This window comes from Pseudarthrobacter phenanthrenivorans (assembly GCF_036455295.1).
Classification (GTDB): domain Bacteria; phylum Actinomycetota; class Actinomycetes; order Actinomycetales; family Micrococcaceae; genus Arthrobacter; species Arthrobacter phenanthrenivorans_C.
Map to the genome: position 1 here is coordinate 1 of NZ_JAYXNX010000025.1, position 17,856 is coordinate 17,856.

Annotated in this window: 12 protein-coding genes and 1 pseudogene; 5 read left to right on the forward strand and 8 right to left on the reverse strand. The window is 67.5% G+C overall.

What is annotated here, in order from left to right; all coding sequences use genetic code 11:
* A pseudogene (locus tag VXJ37_RS20130) lies at positions 1-357 on the reverse strand (lipoyl synthase); the annotation flags it as partial.
* On the reverse strand, positions 354-1,022 hold the full coding sequence (gene lipB, locus VXJ37_RS20135; RefSeq protein WP_331324781.1) for a lipoyl(octanoyl) transferase LipB: 669 nt from the start codon (positions 1,020-1,022) through the stop codon (positions 354-356). The gene lipB and the pseudogene VXJ37_RS20130, both read right to left, overlap by 4 nt.
* A gap of 136 nt (positions 1,023-1,158) precedes the next feature.
* Here lipB and VXJ37_RS20140 point away from each other — a divergent pair, with 136 nt between their 5' ends.
* Entirely contained in the window at positions 1,159-2,808 is a 1,650-nt protein-coding gene (locus tag VXJ37_RS20140; RefSeq protein ID WP_331324782.1) for a serine/threonine-protein kinase, read from the forward strand.
* Positions 2,809-2,929: 121 nt separating this feature from the next.
* Here the strand turns inward: VXJ37_RS20140 and VXJ37_RS20145 are convergent, their stop codons facing one another.
* Positions 2,930-3,850, reverse strand: a complete 921-nt coding sequence (locus tag VXJ37_RS20145; RefSeq protein WP_331324783.1) for a TIGR01777 family oxidoreductase — start codon at positions 3,848-3,850, stop codon at positions 2,930-2,932.
* 73 nt (positions 3,851-3,923) lie between these two features.
* Between VXJ37_RS20145 and VXJ37_RS20150 the strand changes: the two genes are divergently transcribed.
* Positions 3,924-7,496, forward strand: a complete 3,573-nt coding sequence (locus tag VXJ37_RS20150; protein WP_331324784.1) for a S41 family peptidase — start codon at positions 3,924-3,926, stop codon at positions 7,494-7,496.
* Positions 7,497-7,571: 75 nt separating this feature from the next.
* Here VXJ37_RS20150 and VXJ37_RS20155 read toward each other — a convergent pair whose 3' ends face one another.
* The 5 genes from VXJ37_RS20155 to VXJ37_RS20175 all read right to left on the reverse strand — a co-directional run bounded on the left by VXJ37_RS20155 (position 7,572) and on the right by VXJ37_RS20175 (position 13,718).
* Positions 7,572-8,000 carry an OsmC family protein gene (locus VXJ37_RS20155; RefSeq protein WP_141940901.1) on the reverse strand — a complete coding sequence of 143 codons (429 nt, stop codon included), beginning with the start codon at positions 7,998-8,000 and terminating at the stop codon, positions 7,572-7,574.
* Between the two features lie 136 nt (positions 8,001-8,136).
* On the reverse strand, positions 8,137-8,508 hold the full coding sequence (locus VXJ37_RS20160) for a hypothetical protein (RefSeq protein WP_331324785.1): 372 nt from the start codon (positions 8,506-8,508) through the stop codon (positions 8,137-8,139).
* A gap of 150 nt (positions 8,509-8,658) precedes the next feature.
* Positions 8,659-10,431: a 2-oxoglutarate dehydrogenase, E2 component, dihydrolipoamide succinyltransferase gene (sucB, locus tag VXJ37_RS20165; protein ID WP_331324786.1), complete on the reverse strand. Its 1,773-nt coding sequence runs from the start codon at positions 10,429-10,431 to the stop codon at positions 8,659-8,661.
* A 114-nt stretch (positions 10,432-10,545) separates the two neighbouring features.
* Positions 10,546-11,928, reverse strand: coding sequence for a dihydrolipoyl dehydrogenase (lpdA, locus tag VXJ37_RS20170; protein WP_331324787.1), 1,383 nt, complete (start codon positions 11,926-11,928; stop codon positions 10,546-10,548).
* Between the two features lie 254 nt (positions 11,929-12,182).
* Positions 12,183-13,718 carry a leucyl aminopeptidase gene (locus tag VXJ37_RS20175; protein ID WP_331324788.1) on the reverse strand — a complete coding sequence of 512 codons (1,536 nt, stop codon included), beginning with the start codon at positions 13,716-13,718 and terminating at the stop codon, positions 12,183-12,185.
* 256 nt (positions 13,719-13,974) lie between these two features.
* Between VXJ37_RS20175 and VXJ37_RS20180 the strand changes: the two genes are divergently transcribed.
* The 3 genes from VXJ37_RS20180 (at position 13,975) to VXJ37_RS20190 (ending at position 17,737) form a co-directional block, all read left to right on the forward strand.
* Positions 13,975-14,913 (forward strand): proteasome assembly chaperone family protein, encoded by a 939-nt coding sequence (locus VXJ37_RS20180; protein ID WP_331324789.1) that lies wholly within the window; start codon positions 13,975-13,977, stop codon positions 14,911-14,913.
* A 52-nt stretch (positions 14,914-14,965) separates the two neighbouring features.
* On the forward strand, positions 14,966-16,312 hold the full coding sequence (locus tag VXJ37_RS20185) for an MFS transporter (protein ID WP_331324790.1): 1,347 nt from the start codon (positions 14,966-14,968) through the stop codon (positions 16,310-16,312).
* Between the two features lie 102 nt (positions 16,313-16,414).
* Positions 16,415-17,737 (forward strand): DUF4192 family protein, encoded by a 1,323-nt coding sequence (locus VXJ37_RS20190; protein WP_331324791.1) that lies wholly within the window; start codon positions 16,415-16,417, stop codon positions 17,735-17,737.
* Positions 17,738-17,856 lie beyond the last annotated feature (119 nt).

Here is a 17,856-nt window from a genome sequence, read left to right on the forward strand (position 1 = left end):
GGTGGCGTAGCGCAGCTGCATGGATTGGACGGAGCGGGCGACTTTTGTGGGTTCGAACCGGTCCAGGGGTGAGGGCTTGCCGGTGTCGATCTGGCAGAAGTCGCAGCGGCGGGTGCATTCGGAGCCGCCGATCAGGAAGGTGGCTTCCTTGTCTTCCCAGCATTCGAAGATGTTGGGGCAGCCGGCCTCTTCACAGACGGTGTGCAGGCCCTCTTTCTTGACCAGGTTCTTCAGGCCCACGAACTCCGGGCCCATCTGGACCTTGGCCTTGATCCATTCCGGCTTGCGTTCCACCGGAACCGCAGCGTTGCGCTGCTCGATCCGCAGCATCTTCCGGCCTTCAGGTGCCAATGTCACAGTAGAGCTCCTTCAGGGCTCGAAACCAATGCTTCTTCATGTTTGCGGAATTCCGCTACAAACCTGTCCACGATGTCCGCAGGCCGGATGTCGCGGCCCGTTTCCAGGGACATCGTGGTAACCCCGGCGTCGGTGATGCCGCAGGCAATGATCTGTCCGTAGGGCGCGAGGTCGTTGCTGCAATTGATGGCGACGCCGTGCATGGTGACGCCATTCAGGACACGGATTCCGATCGCTGCGATCTTGCGGTCCGGGCCCTTGGCGTCGGCCTTGATCCATACGCCCGCGCGCCCCTTGATGCGCTCCGCCTTGATGCCGTAGTCCGCCATGACGGTGATCATGATCTCTTCAAGGCGCTCCACGTAATCCCGGATGCCGGAACGGTTCTTCAGCTTCAGGATGGGGTAGGCCACCAGCTGGCCGGGGCCGTGCCAGGTAAGCTTGCCGCCGCGGTCCACCGGCACAACCGGGGTTCCGTCGAACGGGCGCTCATGGTCCTCGGTGAGCTTGCCTGCCGTGTAAACGGCCGCATGCTCCAAAAGCAGGACGGTGCTGGGGGCAGTTCCGGCGACAACATTGTCATGGAGCCCGCGCTGGGCGTCCCAGCCCTCCATGTAATCAACGAAGTCAGGGGCAAGACCCAGCTGTGAAAACTCAAGAGTCATGGCATCCAGCTTAGACCCCGCAGGCGCGCCAGCCCGGTTTAGTGTCCAAGCTCACCGCCTGCCCCCTTTATGACTGCGGCAGCCGGGCCTGTGGATAACTTCTGCAGCATCCTCGAAACTCGGCTAGACATGGACCATGGACGATGCACAGGCGCCGGAAGTCCCCGGTTACGACGTCGGCAGGCTGTTGGGCAGGGGCGGCAGCTCGGACGTGTGGCTGGCCAGGGAACAACGCACCGGCAGGGATTACGCGCTGAAATGCTTCCGCGCGGAAGGGCGCCGGACATGGGACAGCACCGGCATGGCGAAGGAGGACGTCCGGCGGGAGATCCGGATCCTTTCGGGCCTGGACCATCCGCACCTGGTCAAGGTGCACGATGCGGTGCGCACGGGAGAGGGCACCAGGGGCACCGCGCTTGTTATGGACTACGCGGCCGGCGGCTCGCTGGCGCAGTTGGTCTGCGCCCGCGGAAAGCTCAGCGTGGGGGAGACGGTCACGGTCCTGACGCCCATTGCCCAGGCCCTGGGCTACCTTCACGGCAAAGGCTTCACGCACTCTGACGTGTCGCCAGGAAATGTTCTGTTCACAGGGCAAGGCAAACCCTTGCTGTCCGACGTCGGAATTGCGCGAATGCTCGGCGACCCGGGCGGCAGCGGACACGGCGGTACGGCCGGCTTCCTGGATCCTTTACCTGTTGACGCTGTCCGGGCCGGACTCCAGCCGGAACGCGACATCTACTCGACTGCAGCGCTGGGGTGGTTCTGCCTGACCGGTGCAGCCCCGGGCCGTACTGCTGACCGTCCCCCACTGTCCTTTCTGGTTCCCGGGGTGCCTAAGGAGCTCGCCGCAGCCCTGGAGGCAGGGCTAAGCGAGGACCGGCGGCTGCGCCCGGGCGCGCTGGCGCTTGCGACGGCCGTGTACCGCAGCGCCGAGGCGCAGCCGGTGGATCTCTCCGGCTCCGTCCATCCAACCGTCCTGCCTGAACTGCTGACCCGGCGGCATATTCACGATGAATCAAAGCGCAGGGAATTCCCGGTGAAACTCCGGGCCCTGCGCCGCCGGGCGGTGACGGCCAGGTGGAACAAACGCCCCACACCTGCCGGCACAGTCCCAGGGACCGCCGGGCCGCCGGAGGCAAAATCGGTGGGAGGCCGGGGTAAACATGCCGGCGAACAGCATGCCGGGCGGAGAAGGCGGCTGTTGCTCCGGTCTGTCCTGCCCTCCGTTGCCGCAACTGTGGCGGGGCTCCTGCTGCTGGCAGGAGCCGCCGGGCAGCGGATGTGGACGGGCGGCGGGGATGCCGGTCCGTCGGCGGTATCCGCCGCGCCCAACGGTGCTGTTCCGGGCGGGGAGACCGGGCCCGGCTCTCCGCTTGGCGATGCCAGGCGCCAGGCCCACGCTGACGATCCCGCCCTGGCCGTCCGCGGGCTGGCGGCACTGCGGGACTACGCGTTCAACAGCGGCAGGCTGGAGCTGTTGGCGGACGTGAACGTGCCCGGGTCCGCTGCGGCTGCAGCAGATGAACGCATCGCCGCGGCTTTGCGCCCAACCGGGCAACGCCTCGCCGGATTCACCAGCACCCTTTCCGGGGTGGCCGCGGATGAGGGGGGAACCGGGCGCCGGGCCGTGGTTCGCGTGGTGGCCGCCACCTCCGGGTACAGCACGACGGGCGGCGAGGGCAGCGTCGTGGCCACGGGCGCGGCTACCGGGCCGCAGCCGCTGCGCCTGGTGCTGCTCCGCCTGGACGGCGAATGGCGGGTCAGCGACATCCTGCCGGGCCTGTGACATGTGCAAGGCCCGCGACGTTGAAGCAAACGGTCGAGTCGGCACCGTATTGCCGCCCCCCGGACGGAGATGGCTGGCGTCCCTGCGCGTCAAGCAGTACATACCAACGGATGGGGTCCTGCTACAGGATGCCTTTCTGCTGCATCGTGCCTTCCTTGGCGGTGACCCAGCGCGCAGCGTCATCCAGGCTGCCGTGCTGCCAGTGGAATCCCGCCGAGGACAGGACCGCGGGCTCCATTCGCTGGCTGTGCAGCAAAAGCTCCTCGCCAAGTCCGGGCATTACCGTGCGCAGCACCGGTGCAGGAACACGCAGCACGGCCGGCCGGTGCAGCGCGTGCGCGAGTGCCCCGACGATCGTATTGACGTCCGCCTGTTCCGGGGCGCTCACGTTGACCGGTCCGGAAACCGCCGAGCCGAGGAGGAACAGGAAGGCGGCGGAAACATCCGGCAGTGTGACCCACGGCCAGAACTGGCGGCCATTGCCGAAAGGACCGCCAACCCCCAAGCGCATCAAGGGAAGCAGTTTTCCCAGCGCGCCGCCGGAGCGGCTGAACACCACCCCTGTGCGGGGCGTGACCACCCGCACCCCGGCCGGCGCCCCCAAGGCCGCCTGCTCCCACTCAACACAAATCTGCGCCAGCGTGCCCGTGCCCGGGGGAGCGTCTTCCCGCAGGACGGTGTTGCCGGCATCCCCGTAATAGCCGGACGCTGATTGGCTGATGAAGGTCGCGGGGGGCTTGTCCAGCTTCGACATGGCCTGCACCAGCGTCCTGGTGGGTTCCAGCCGGGAGCTGAACAGCTCCTCCACGCGCTTCCGGGTCCAGGGCCTGTCGCCGATACCGGCACCGGAAAGGTTGACCACGGCATCAGCGCCGGCAAGCACAGAGGGATCCAAGACGCCCGCAGCCGGGTCCCAGCGGACTTCGTCTGAACCGGCAGGCGGCCTCCGGACCAGCGTCACCACGGAGTGGCCGGCGTCGCGGAAGGCTGCGGACATGGAGGTGCCGATGAGCCCGGAGGCGCCGGCCATGACAATGTGCATGGTCCATCACACCACGACGGCGTCCGTTCTGTACGTTCCACGGGGCAGGGGAGGGGTTGACTATGATCGAACGATGACCTCTTCGAGCTACTTCCGTTTCCCGCATTTGCACGGTGATCTGGTCACTTTCGTGGCCGAGGACGATGTGTGGATCGCGCCCCTGGACGGCGGCCGGGCCTGGCGTGTTTCGTCGCTCCAGCTTCCTGCCCGCAACCCCCGTTTTTCTCCGGACGGCAAGCGGCTGGTGTGGACCGTTGTCCAGGGAACGGCCCCGGAGGTGGTGTCGGCACAGGTGGACGGCGGCGGTTACCGGCAGCTCACTTACTTCGGCCACAGCACAACGAAGGTCAAGGGTTTCACCGCCGGTGGTTCCGTGGTGGTCACCAGTGCGTTCCGCCAGGCCGAAAGCCGGCACACGCACGCCTACAGCGTGCCCCTCGAGGGCGGCTGGGCCCAGGAACTCCCGTATGGCCCGGTCGAATCCGTGGCCTATGGGCCCGAGGTGGGCGACGAACGCCCGGTGGTCCTGGCGAGCGTGTTGTCCCGGGAACCGGCATGGTGGAAGCGGTACCGCGGCGGAACGGCCGGGAAGCTGTGGATCGACCGCGACGGCAACGGTGAGTTCGAGCGCCTGCTGCCGGACCTTGACGGCAACCTCACCGACCCCCTGTGGGTGGACGGCCGGATTGCCTTCCTGTCCGACCACGAGGGCTACGGCAACCTGTACTCGGTGCTCCCCGACGGAAATGACCTGCGCCGGCACACCGACCACCAGGACTTCTACGTCCGCCATGCCGCCACTGACGGCAAACGGGTCATCTTCGAATCCGCCGGCGAACTCTGGGTCCTCCGGGATCTCGCTTCAGACGCCGTAAAGCTGGACATCACCCTGGGCTCCGCCTCACAGACCAGGCGTCCCGCCCCCCTCGACGCTGCCAAACACCTCGGTGCAGCAGCACCGGATGCCGCTGGCGCGGCCAGCGCCGTGGAATCGCACGGAATCATCCACTGGCTGCGGCACAAGGACGGACCGTCCCGGATCATCGAGGCGACCCCCGGTGTCCGTGGGCGGCTGCCCCGGCCGTTGGGCGATGGGCGGATTGCCTACATCGCGGACCACGACGGTGTCGAGGCCCTGCACATCAAGGACATTGCTGCTCCCGTCCAGCACGCCGCCGCACGGGTCGAGGCAGAAGCCGGCAAGGCCGGCTCCCCTTCCGGGACCGCCGTTTCAACAGCTCCTTCTTCCGGGGATGCGGAGCAGGCCGAAGGAACCGAAACGGTCAGCCTGCCGCAGCCGGTTCCCGCATCCGGGGCCGCAGTCCTCGCAGGGACCACCACCCACGTTCCGGCAGACGACGACCAGCAGGCCCATGTTGCTCCGCAGGCCACCGCTCCGGCGGCTGAAGCCCAGGCCCTGACAGGACAGGCAACGCTGGACCTGTCACCTGGCGCGGGGGACCGGACGGCGGTCAGTGTGGCGACACCGTCGCGGCCGAGCTCACTGGAAGCAAGCCCGGACGGCAAATGGCTTGCCCTGGGCACCTCCTTTGGCGACGTGTACGTGGTGGACACGCGCACCGGTGACCTCAGCCAGGTGGCCAGCATCGGCGAAGGCAGCATCTCCGAACTGGCCTGGTCGGCCGACTCCCGGTGGCTGGCGTGGTCGGAGCCGGTGACGTCCTTTGGCTCGCGCAGCCGGATGCGCCTCGCCACGGTGGAGCAGTTGGACGCCGCGCCCGTCGATGTCACCGATGGCCGCTTCCGCGATGCCTCCCCGACCTTCACGCCGGACGGCAAGTTCCTCGCCTTCCTGTCCAACCGCAGCTTCGACCCCGTGTACGACGGGCACTCGTTCGACCTTTCTTTCCCCAGCCCCATCAAGCCGTACCTGGTGGCACTCGCGGCCGATACGCCGTCGCCCTTTGGTCCCTCGGTGGATCCTGCAGGAGGGGAGCCGGTCGCTGATGCCGACGGCGAACGGCCGGAGTTGGCCGAGCAATCCGAAAACGGGGTGCCCGCCGTTCACGTTGACGCGGAGGGCCTGGCGCACCGCGTGATCGGTGTTCCGGTCCCGCAAGGCAACTACAGTTCCCTGAAGGCCGTTGACGGCGCCCTTCTCTGGCTGGACTCGGTCCTGGCCGGCGTGACCGGCGACGGCAAAGCCAGCCAGGAGGACAAGGACGCCCGGCCCGCCCTGGTCCGCTACGACATCGCACGGCGCAAGCAGGCCACGCTGGCGGACGCCGTGGACAGCTACCGGCTCTCCGGCGACCGCAGCAAGGCAGTGCTGGTGTCAGACAAGCAGGTGACGGTTATCCCCACGGACGCCAAGGCAGACGAGGAATCCGGCAAAGTGGTCAAGGTGGACCTTGGCCGGGTCCGCGTCCTGCTGGACCCGCTCAGCGTCTGGGGCCAGGCGTTCGACGAAGCCTGGCGGCTGCAGCGCGACTTCTTCTGGACCGAGGACATGGCCGGTCAGGACTGGGACTCCATCCACGCCCGCTACCGACCCATTGTGGACCGGCTCGGGTCGCATGATGACCTGGTGGACCTGCTGTGGGAACTGCACGGCGAACTGGGGACGTCACACGCGTACGTACGGCCCGCCGCGGTTACCGAACGTGGCAGCCGGGGACAGGGCAGGCTGGGCGCCGACCTTGCACATACCGCCCGCGGCTGGGAAATCACCCGCATCCTGGCCGGCGAGTCCTCCGATCCGCTGGCCACCTCACCGCTCACCCGGCCCGGCGTCGGCGCCAAAGCCGGGGACGTGCTCCTGGCCATCGACGGCGTCCCGCTGTCGGAAAGCGTCACCCCGGCCATGCAGCTGGTGGGCGCGGCGGGCCGGGCAGTGGAACTCACCCTCCTCAATGGTCCCGGGCACGCTGCTGCCGAAGGCACCCAGCGGCGGGTCGCCGTCGTGCCTGTCAAGGATGAAGAGCGCCTGCGGTACCAGGAATGGGTTGCCGGCAACCGCCGGACGGTCCGCGAGGCCTCCAACGGAACCTTCGGCTACCTGCACATCCCGGACATGATGGCCAACGGCTGGGCGCAGCTGCACCGCGACCTCGATACGGAGACGGCGCTGGACGGCCTCATCGTGGACGTGCGCCGGAACCGCGGGGGACACACGTCCCAGCTGGTCGCCGAACTGATTGGCCGCAAGGTCACCGGCTGGAGCATGCCGCGCGGGGAAAAGCCGCGCACCTACCCGCACCACGCGCCGAGGGGACCTGTGATCATCCTCGCGGACGAGTTCGCCGGCTCGGACGGCGACATCATCACGCAGGTGTCAAAGCTGCGGGGCATCGGCCCGGTGATCGGAACGCGCACCTGGGGCGGCGTGGTGGGCATCGACAACCGGTTCTCGCTGGCCGATGGCACCGGCGTCACCCAACCGCGCTATGCGAACTGGTTCGGCGGCGGTGTGGGCTGGAGCGTGGAGAACTACGGCGTCGATCCTGACATCGAGGTCACCTACCCGCCGCACGCCTACGCCGCGGGCCGTGATCCGCAGCTGGAGTACGGCATCGGTGCGCTGAAGGAAATGATCCAGGAACTGCCCACCGACCGTCCGCCGGCCCGCTCCGGCTACCGCAAGCTGTTGCCCGAACCCCTGCCGGCGCGGCCGCAGGGAAGCTAGCCAACAACAAAGGCCCTGCCGTTCCGGAATGATCCGGAAAGGCAGGGCCTTTGTTGTTGCGTCCGGCGCTGCGGCCTAGGACTGCAGGGTTGCGTCGAGGGTGATCTCAATGCCGGCAAGGGCCTGCGACACCGGGCAGCCCTTCTTGGCAGCCTCGGCAATGCGCTGGAAATCCTCCTGCGAGATGCCGGGGATCCGGGCGTTGAGGGTCAGGTGGCTGCCGGTGATGCCGGTGCCGGGCTGGAAGCCGACCTCGGACTTGGTGTTGATCTCCTCGGGCGTGAAGCCGGCCTGGCTGAGTTCATGGCTGAAGGCCATGGAGAAGCAGGCGGAGTGGGCCGCGGCGATCAGTTCTTCGGGGCTGGTTTTTCCGCCGGCGGCTTCCGTGCGGGCCTTCCAGGTGACATCGAAGGTACCAAGGCCGGAGCTGTCCAGGGTGGTGTTGCCCGAGCCCTCGGTCAGGCTGCCGGTCCATACGGTGTGGGCGTTGCGTGTTGTAGCCATGTCTCTCCTCAACGTCGATTCGATCCGGGCCCGGCATCCGCTGCCGGGCCCACCGTTGTCCATCCTAGGGACCAGCTTCTCCCGGCGCACCGGTTGTCCGCTCTCAGAGGATTATGACCGCCCACTGTCGGGGTGGTTACTGCCAGATGGTGGCGATGGCGATGTTTACCAGCGCCAGGCCGCCGACGCTGTGCGCGAGCCCGGTGGAGACGGGCTGCCCGTTCTTAACCTTGCGGGTTCCAATGATGGCCAGGACGGCGACCACCACGGCGATGACGAACTTAATGCCCAGCTTGACATAGTTGAGTTCTTCGAAGTGCGCGGGATCCTGGTTGTGCAGCACCGGCAGGATCCCCATCATGGCAATGCCCGTCAGGAGCTGCAGGAAAGCGCCGTCACGCTGGCGGGGGTGCACGGTGGGCGTCCGCATGGTGGCGATCCAGTAGCCCACGATCATGGCGGCGCCGACGACGTGGAGGAACACCAGGATGTTGAGGAGAATAGTCATGGCTCCAAGCTTAGCCAGTCTGTTCTACAGCGCGTAGCAAAGCCACGCGGTGGCCGCACGGGGCCGGTGTGGCTAAACGACGACGGCGGGCCCCGGCCTGGTGTGGTTTCCCACCCGTGCCGGGGCCCGCCGTCGTCGTTCCTGCGGAGGTTAGAGTCCCAGGTCCGCTTCGAACGCGCCCTCTTCGAGGCGTGCCTTCAGGGTCTGGAGGAACCGGCCTGCGTCGGCGCCGTCCACCAGGCGGTGGTCGTACGTCAGGGACAGGTACATCATGGAGCGGATGGCGATCGAGTCGTCACCGTTCTCGTCAGACACCACCACGGGGCGCTTGACGATGGCACCGGTGCCCAGGATGCCCACCTGCGGCTGGTTGATGATCGGGGTGTCGAACAGGGCGCCAACCGAACCGATGTTGGTGATGCTGAACGTGCCGCCGGACAGCTCGTCCGGGCCGATCTTGCCGTCGCGGGTACGGGACGCTACGTCGGCGATCTTGCCGGCCAGCCCGGCCAGGTTCAGGTTGCCGGCGTCGGCGATGACCGGGACCAGCAGGCCCTTGTCGGTGTCGACGGCGATCGCCAGGTGTTCGGCGTTGTGGTAGGTGATCTCCTGCTTGTCCTCGTCGTATGCAGCGTTGAGCTTGGGGTGCTGCTTGAGGGCCTCGGCCACGGCCTTGGCGATGAAGGGCAGGAACGTCAGCTTGGTGCCGTTCTGGGCCTGGAAGGAGTTCTTGGCACGGGCGCGCAGCTTGGCGACCTTGGTCATGTCCACCTCGTGGACCTGCGTGAGCTGGGTGGAAATTTCCAGCGACTCGCGCATGCGCCGGGCGATGACCTGGCGGATGCGGGGAGCCTTCTGCGTGGTGCCGCGCAGTGAGGAGGCAGCTGCACCGGATGCAGCAGGAGCCGATGCGGCCGGGGCTGCTGCCGGCGCCGCAGCGGGAGCGGCCTTGGCTTCGGCGGCGGCGATGACATCCTGCTTGCGGATGCGGCCGCCAACACCGGTGCCGGTCAGCGAAGAGATCTCGACGCCGTGCTGGTTGGCCAGCTTGCGGACCAGGGGGGTGACGTAGCCGGACTCGGAACCACCGGCCGGGGCGGCTTCCTGGGCTGCCTGCTGGGCGGGCGCGGCCTGGGGAGCCGGAGCAGCCTGCTCGGGAGCCTGCTGGGCCGGAACTGCCTGGGCGGGAGCGGTCTGCGCAGGGGCTGACTCTGCCGGTGCCGGCTTGGGGGCTTCCTGCTTGGGAGCCTCCTGCTGCGGAGCGGCCGGCGCGGCCTGGGGTGCTGCGGCAGCCGGGGCGCCGGAGCCGATGACGGCGAGCACGGAACCGACCTCTGCCGTTTCGTCCTCGTTGACCCGGATTTCCTGCAGGGTGCCGGCAACGGGGGAGGGAATCTCGGTGTCCACCTTGTCGGTGGAAACTTCCAGCAGCGGCTCATCCACCTCGACGGAGTCGCCAACGGCCTTCAGCCAGCGGGTGACGGTGCCTTCGGTGACGCTCTCACCCAGTGCGGGGAGGGTGACTTCGTGGCTTTCGCCGCCGCCTGCAGCCGGAGCCTCTGCAGCCGGAGCTGCTGCCGGTGCCTGCTGGGCGGGAGCTGCTTCAGCCGGCGCTTCCTGCGCCGGGGCTTCCTGGGCCGGTGCGGCCGCGGGAGCTTCTTCGGCCGGCGCGGAACCGCCGCCGGAGCCGTCGCCGATGCGCACCAGCGGTGCGCCTACCTCGGCGGTCTCGTCTTCAGCCACCAGGATTTCTTCAATCACGCCAGCTACAGGAGAGGGGATTTCAGTGTCTACTTTGTCGGTGGAGACTTCGAGCAGCGGCTCGTCCACCTCTACCCGGTCACCTACCTGCTTGAGCCAGCGGGTGACGGTTCCTTCGGTGACACTCTCACCGAGGGCGGGCAAGTTAACGGATTCAGACATGTCGTCCCCGTTCTCCTTATTGATCTTTAGTGCGAATGATTGCTGCCTTGTTGGAAGCCTAGTGCACCCGGTCTGCGCGACCGGGTGCACCGGGCCTGGTAATGCTGGGGGGAACTAGCCGTGCAGCGGCTTGCCGGCCAGCGCCAGGTGGGCTTCGCCGAGGGCTTCGTTCTGGGTGGGGTGGGCGTGCAGCAGCTGCGCCACGTCCTCCGGGTAGGCTTCCCAGTTCACGATCAGCTGGGCCTCGCCCACCTGCTCGCCCATGCGGGCGCCGATCATGTGGACGCCCACCACGGGGCCGTCCTTCTGGCGGACCAGCTTGACCAGGCCGGAGGTGCCCAGGATGGAGCTCTTGCCGTTGCCGGCCAGGTTGTATTCCTGGGTCTGGACCTGGTCCTCGCCGAACTTTTCCTTGGCGGCCTTCTCGGTGTAGCCAACGGTGGCGATTTCAGGCTCGGAGTAGGTGACCTTGGGGATGTTGATGTCCTCGACGACCACCGGCTTCAGGCCGGCGATTTCCTCGGCCACGAAGATGCCCTGCTGGTAGCCGCGGTGGGCAAGCTGCACGCCGGGGACGATGTCGCCGACGGCGTAGATGTTGCCCACGCCGGTGTGCAGGCGCTCGTTGGTGATGACGAAGCCGCGGTCGATGGTGATGCCCGCTTCCTCGTAGCCGAGGTTTGCGGTGACGGGGCCACGGCCCACGGCGACCAGCAGCAGGTCGGCTTCGAACGTCTTGCCGTCCACGAGGGTGACCTTGACGCCGTCGTCATTCTGCTCGACGCCCTGGAAGAAGATGCCGGTGGAGAACTTGATGCCGCGCTTCTTGAAGGCGCGCTCGAAGTTCTTGACGATCGTGGCGTCCTCGTTGGGAACGAGGGAGGGCAGGCCTTCGACGATGGTGACGTCCACGCCGAACGACTTCCAGACCGAGGCGAATTCGACGCCGATGACGCCGCCGCCCAGGATGATGGCGCTCTTGGGGATGAAGTCCATGGTCAGGGCCTGGTCGGACGTGATGACCTTGCCGCCGATTTCGAGGCCCGGGAGGGTGCGCGAGTAGGAGCCGGTCGCCAGGACGATGTTCTTGCCCTTGTAGGCGGTGCCGTTCACTACGACGGTGTCGGTGCCCTGCAGCTTGCCTTCACCCTCGATGACGGTGATGCCCTTGGACTTGATGAGGCCCTGCAGGCCCTTGTACTTGCCGGCGATGATGCCGTCCTTGTACGCGTTGACGGCGTTGATGTCGATGCCGTCGAGGGTGACGTTCACGCCGTACTTGGCGGAGTCACGGGCGTGGTCGGCCAGCTCTGCTGAGTGCAGCAGGGCCTTGGTGGGGATGCAGCCGTTGTGGAGGCAGGTGCCGCCCAGCTTGCCCTTCTCCACGAGGCCGACGGTGAGGCCGAGCTGTACCGCACGCAGGGCCGCAGCGTATCCGCCGCTGCCGCCACCGAGTACCAGGATGTCGAATTCTTGCGCAGTTGCCTGATCGGCCACTAAAACGCTCCCTCGCGTGAACGATGACGCGATCAGCGCGCATCATCTGGTCTTGGAACTTGCACTGCCGTGATTATGTCAGCAGGGCAACTCTCTTGCATTTGTGACTACCGTGGTTCACCTTAGCGAACCACCTATCCATGCTCCACCTTGGCGCTGCGTTTGTGGAGCGCTTGTGTCCAGTGTCACGCGGCTCTGTGGCACAGGAATCACCTGCGCCCAAGGGCCGCGTGACACCGGTTGCCGCGGGGTGGCTACGCCGCCGGGGCGGTGTCCGCCAGGATGTCCTCCACGTAGGCGACGAGGGTACGCACCGTGCAGCCTGTGCCCTGCTTGTGCGTGTAGCCGTAAGGGCTGCCGTTGTTAAAGGACGGTCCTGCGATGTCGATGTGCGCCCAGGGGATCTGTTCGCCTGCCTTGTCCTTGCCCACGAACTCGCGCAGGAACACCGCGGCGGTCATCATGCCGCCGTGCCGTTCGCCGATGTTGGCGATGTCTGCCACCTGGGAGTCCAGGGTGGGGCGGAGTTCCTCCGGCAGGGGCATGGGCCAGACCAGTTCGCCCGCACGGTCCGCAGCTGCCTTGAGGGCGCCGGTGACGCTGTCCGATCCCATGACGCCGGCGGTGCGGTTGCCCAGTGCGATCAGCTGCGCGCCGGTCAGGGTGGCGACGTCGATGATCGCGTCAGGGTATTCGCGGCTCGCAGCGACGATGCCGTCCGCCATCACCAGCCGGCCTTCGGCGTCGGTATTGAGCACTTCCACGGTCTTGCCGCCGAACATGGTCAGGACGTCGGCAGGGCGTGAGGCGCCGCCGCCGGGCATGTTCTCGGCGATGCACAGCCAGGCGGTCGCCTTGACCGGCAGGCCCAGGCCGGCGAGGGCCAGGACAGTGTTAAGGACGACGGCGGCGCCCGCCATGTCGCTCTTCATGTCGCCCATGTTCAGGGCCGGCTTGAGGGAGATTCCGCCGGTGTCGAAGGTGATCCCCTTGCCGACGAGTGCGATCTTTGCGGTGGCTTTGGCGGGGGAGTACTCGACTTTGACCAGGCGCGGCTGCCTTGTGGAGCCCTTGCCCACGCCCATGATGCCGCCAAAGCCTTCCTTCTCGAGGCGCTTCTCGTCCCAAACGGTGACCTTGACGGGCAGCCCTTTGGCGAGATCCTTGGCGGCCTCCGCGAAGGATTCGGGGTAAAGGTGGCTCGGCGGGGTGTTCACCAGGGACCGGGTGGCGTTCACTGCCCTGGCCACCAGTCCGGCGCGTTTCAGCGCCGCCTCCAGCTCCGGGGTACCGGCGAGCTCGGTGAAGATGACGGCATTCCGCACGGGGTCCTTGAGGCCGTCCGTGGAGGACCGGAACTCGGTGAAGGAGTAGGCGCCCAGCGCGGCACCCTCGGCGACGGCCGCGGCGTCCCCAACTGTCGCCGTCGGGAATGCCAGGGTGACCGTGGGCAGGCCGGCGAGTTGCCGGATGGCTGATCCCGCGGCGCGCCGCAGTGACTCACCCGTAAGGGAAGCGGTTGCCGAAACCTTGCCCACGCCGGCAAGCACCAGGATGCCTGCACCGGTTTCGGGCAGGCCCGGCAGGCGGACCAGCTGGTCGGCGGCGCCGGTGACGCCAAGGGCCTTGAGTGAGTCCGCCACAGCTTCCGCGGACTTCGCGCTCAACGGGTTGTCCAGCAGTACGGGTCCGTCGGTGCCCTGGCCCACCCCGATGACAACTGCGTCGCTGGGGTTCCTCTTAAGTTCCCGCGAGACGGTACTAAGGTTTAGTTCAGTATTCTTGACCACAGGGATGAGTCCTCAATTCTCGAAAACGTTCGGGCAGGGATGCATGTTGGGCGCTCTGCCATGGTGGCCCGGATCCGGCCGTTCCGGACGGTCCCAGGGTGCGTGCAAGCCCGCCTGGCAGGCCAGTTCCGATCGTAGCCCTTACCGCGGGCGGCGAAAGAATTTCCTGAGAGGTGCGCCACACATGCCGGCGGAATGCCGGCTGCTCCTGCGGCGTTATGAATGATGTCCACCCCGCCCCTGAAAGGAACATGCCGTGCTTGAACGGATTTCCGGCTCCCTGCTGGACCCCGACGCGCTCTATGCCAGCAACATCGAGCTGTTCCACAGCCCCGAACTCCAGGGGCTGAACATGGTCATGGGTTTCACCGGGTTCGCCGACGCCGGCCACGTCGTCAAGCAGATCAACGCTGAGCTGCTGGACTCCCTCGACGCCCAGCCCGTAGCGGTCTTCGACGCGGACCAGCTGATCGACTACCGCTCCCGCCGCCCGCACCTGAGCTTCGTGGAAGACCACATCCAGGACTACCAGGAGCCCCGGCTGGCGCTGTACCGGCTGGTGGACGGGCTGGGCAAGCCGTTCCTCCTCCTGGCCGGCTTCGAACCGGACCTGCAGTGGGAACGGTTCGCCCGTGCCGTGGTGAACATCGTGGAGAAGCTGGACGTCAACCTGGTCACCTGGATCCACTCCATTCCCATGCCCGTGCCGCACACCCGGCCCGTGGGCGTGACCGTGCACGGAAACCGGCCGGAACTGATCGAGGGCATCTCGGTGTGGAAGCCCACCGTCGAGGTTCCCGCCGCCGTCGGCCACATCCTGGAGCTGCGCCTCGTGGAGGCCGGACGCAACGTTGCCGGGTACGTCATCCACGTCCCGCACTACCTCGCCGAAGCCGAGTACCCCACCGCCGCCGTCGCGGGGCTGGAATACCTGGGTGCTGCGACGTCCCTGATGCTGCCCACCGACCGGCTCCGGGAGTCGGGCCGCGAGGTCAGCCGCCAGATCGCCGAGCAGATTGAGGCGTCCGAGGAAGTCCAGCAGGTGGTTTCCCGGCTGGAAACCCGGTATGACGAGAAGGCGGACGGCATCGTGCGCCGCTCACTTCTGGCCAACGAAAATGATGAGCTTCCCGACGCCGACGACCTCGGCGCCGCGGTGGAGGCCTACCTGGCGAGGGAGAACCCCGGGCAGTAGTCCTGCGTCACAGCTTCCGGGTAAGTGGCCGCCCGCCGGGCATAATGAAGAAGTGACTGCACCCCGCGCCTGGCTTATCTGGACCATCGGAATTTTCGGATACCTGGTTGCCGTGGCGCAGCGGACGTCGTTCGGCGTGGTGGGACTCGAAGCTACGGAGCGCTTCCATGCGACCGCATCCGCCATTTCCTTCTTCACGGTCCTGCAGCTGCTGGTCTACGCCGGACTCCAGATTCCCGTTGGCCTGCTGGTGGACAGGTTCGGTTCACGTGCCATGATCGCCGGCGGCGCTGTGCTGATGGGACTGGGGCAGCTTCAGCTGGCCTTTGCCGAAAGCATTCCCGGCGGAGTCCTTGGCCGTGTCCTGGTGGGGGCCGGCGACGCGATGACGTTCATCTCGGTCATCCGCCTCATCCCGCTGTGGTTCGCTCCCGCCCGCGTCCCCCTTGTCACCCAGCTGACCGGCATGTCCGGGCAGTTGGGGCAGTTGTTCAGTGTGCTGCCCTTCGCGCTGGTCCTGCACCTGTCCGGCTGGACCACCGCTTTCCTGATGCTCGCAGGGATGTCCGCACTCGCCGTCGTGCTGGTGCTGGTACTCCTGCAGGACGCCCCGCCGGGCACCGAGCGCCCGCACGCCCGCCAGGGGCTCAAGGCCACCGGAGCCTCCCTTGCCCGCGCATGGCGCCAGCCCGGCACGCGGCTGGGCATGTGGAGCCACTTCACCATCCAGTTCAGCGGCACGGTATTCGCAATGACCTGGGGCTACCCGTTCCTGATCTCCGGACAGGGCCTGGACGCCGGCACCGTTGCCGGGCTGATGGCGCTGTACGTCGCCGCCGCGATGGCCGTGGGGCCGTTCATCGGCCGGTTCGTCTCGCGGCATCCACTGCGCCGGTCCACCATGGTGCTGCTGATCGCCGCTGCCACTGCCGGCGCCTGGGCCGCGGTGCTCCTGCTGCCCGGGCGGGCCCCGCTGTGGCTCCTGGCCGGACTGGTGGTGGTGCTCGCCATCGGCGGCCCCGGCTCCATGATCGGCTTCGACTTCGCCCGCACCTTCAACCCCGCGCACCGGATCGGCACGGCCACGGGGATCGTCAACGTCGGTGGCTTCATCGCTGCCCTGGTGTCCATCTTCCTGATTGGCCTGGTCCTGGACTTCCTTTACGCCACAGGATTTTCGCAAGGCGTCCTGTACGGCCTTGATCCCTTCAGGCTTGCCCTGAGCGTTCAGTTCGTGCTTCTGGCGTTCGGCGCGGCAGCCATCCTGGCCTCTCGCCGGAAGGTGCGCCGCCAAATGGCCGAGCAGGGGATCGTGGTGCCCCCGTTGCGCAGCGCACTGGCCCGGCAGCGGCGCGAAAGCCTTGCGCGCCGCCGGCAGCCGGCACCAAGCGACGACTGACGTGGCGCCCTTCGTCCCGCACTGTTCCTCCACAGGGGCCCTTTGCGCACATAGCTGAGCCCGCGCCTGTCCGGGGCGCATCATGGAGCGGATGCTGAAGCCATGACAGCTTCAGAACGACTGATAGTCCGTGGGCCGGAGGACATCCTTGGATTCATTCCGCATTCCCTCGGGTACTGGCCCGCCTCCAGCCTGGTGGCCATGACGCTGCACGGCACCAGCCTGGGGGCCACGCTTCGGCTGGACCTGCCAGGGCCGCAATCGCAGGCCGGCTCCGCCGCGTTCGCCAGCACCGTTCGCCGGTACCTTGAGTCCGATCGGGATGCCGACGGGGCTCTGCTCGCCGTTTTCACCAGCGACGCCGGAATTGTTCCGCCGTCCGACTGCCACCGCCTTATTTCCGTGGTGCAGTCGCACTTGGAACGTGCCGGCATGCCCGTCCGCGATGCCTGGCTGGTGGGCCGGGAGTATTGGCGGGATGCCTGGTGCAGTGATGGCTCGTGCTGTCCGCTGCCGGGGCGTCCCGTGCAGGAGATCCGGGACAGCATGCTGAACGCGGAGATGGTGTACCGGGGGAGCAGCGTGGGGCCGGCCCCGGAGGCCGGCGGCGTTGCACCATCAGCAGGTTCCGCACTGCACGACGCAGCCGTCCGTGAGGCACAGACCGGATGGGAGGCGGAGTTGGGCGGGAGGACCCGAAGCCGGGCGCAGTTCCACGCCGTGCTCGGGTTCTGGGAGATGCTCCTGGACCGGGTTGGTGGGGCCGCCTGGATACCGGACGTCGAACGCGATGGTTTCCTCCGCGCCACGTTGCTCATCCCCGCCTGGCGGGACGCTGTGATGGTGATGGCCGCAGCAGGCAGGAGCGCAGCGGCCGCGGGCGCAGAACAGTTCGGACTCTTCCCCGACGGGGAAGAGAGCGACGGCACGGACGTTTCCTTGCTGCCGCTGCTGCCGCCGGCGGTTGCTTCCCGGCAGTCCCGGACGAGACTGAAAGCGGTGGGCGGAACCGGCCGCAAGGCGGCCCAGGTCCAGCGGGCAGGGTTGGGCCCGGCCACGCCCGCCCCCGTATCTGCCTCCGCTCCCGCCGGTTACGGTGACGTCCTGATGGGTGTTGCCCCAAGCGTGCCTGACTGGGCGGGCCTGGACGCCTTGGACGGTGTCCTCCGGGAACTCGCCGTGCCCGGAGGGCCGGCGGCGGCCGCGGCACTGACGGTCCGTGGCTGGGTGGCGTGGTCCCGCGGGCGCGGCTCCTACTCAGCTGCCTACCTGGGCCAGGCCCTTGAACTCGAGCCCGGATACCGGCTCGCGGAGCTGCTGCTGAATCTGGTGGGCACGGGGACGCTCTGCGGCTGGGCGGCCCGGAAGGAAGCGGCGTGGCAAAAGTTTCATGACGGCTCCGCCTGGGGCCAGGAGGCGCCCTGACGGCGGCGGCAGCTCAGGCCGCCCCGCGGGCCGGAATCGGCGGCCGCCCACCGGTGGCGCTGGAAGGCTGTTGGATCCGATGGCAGCGAGGGAGGCCGGATCCGGGCAAAACATGAGAC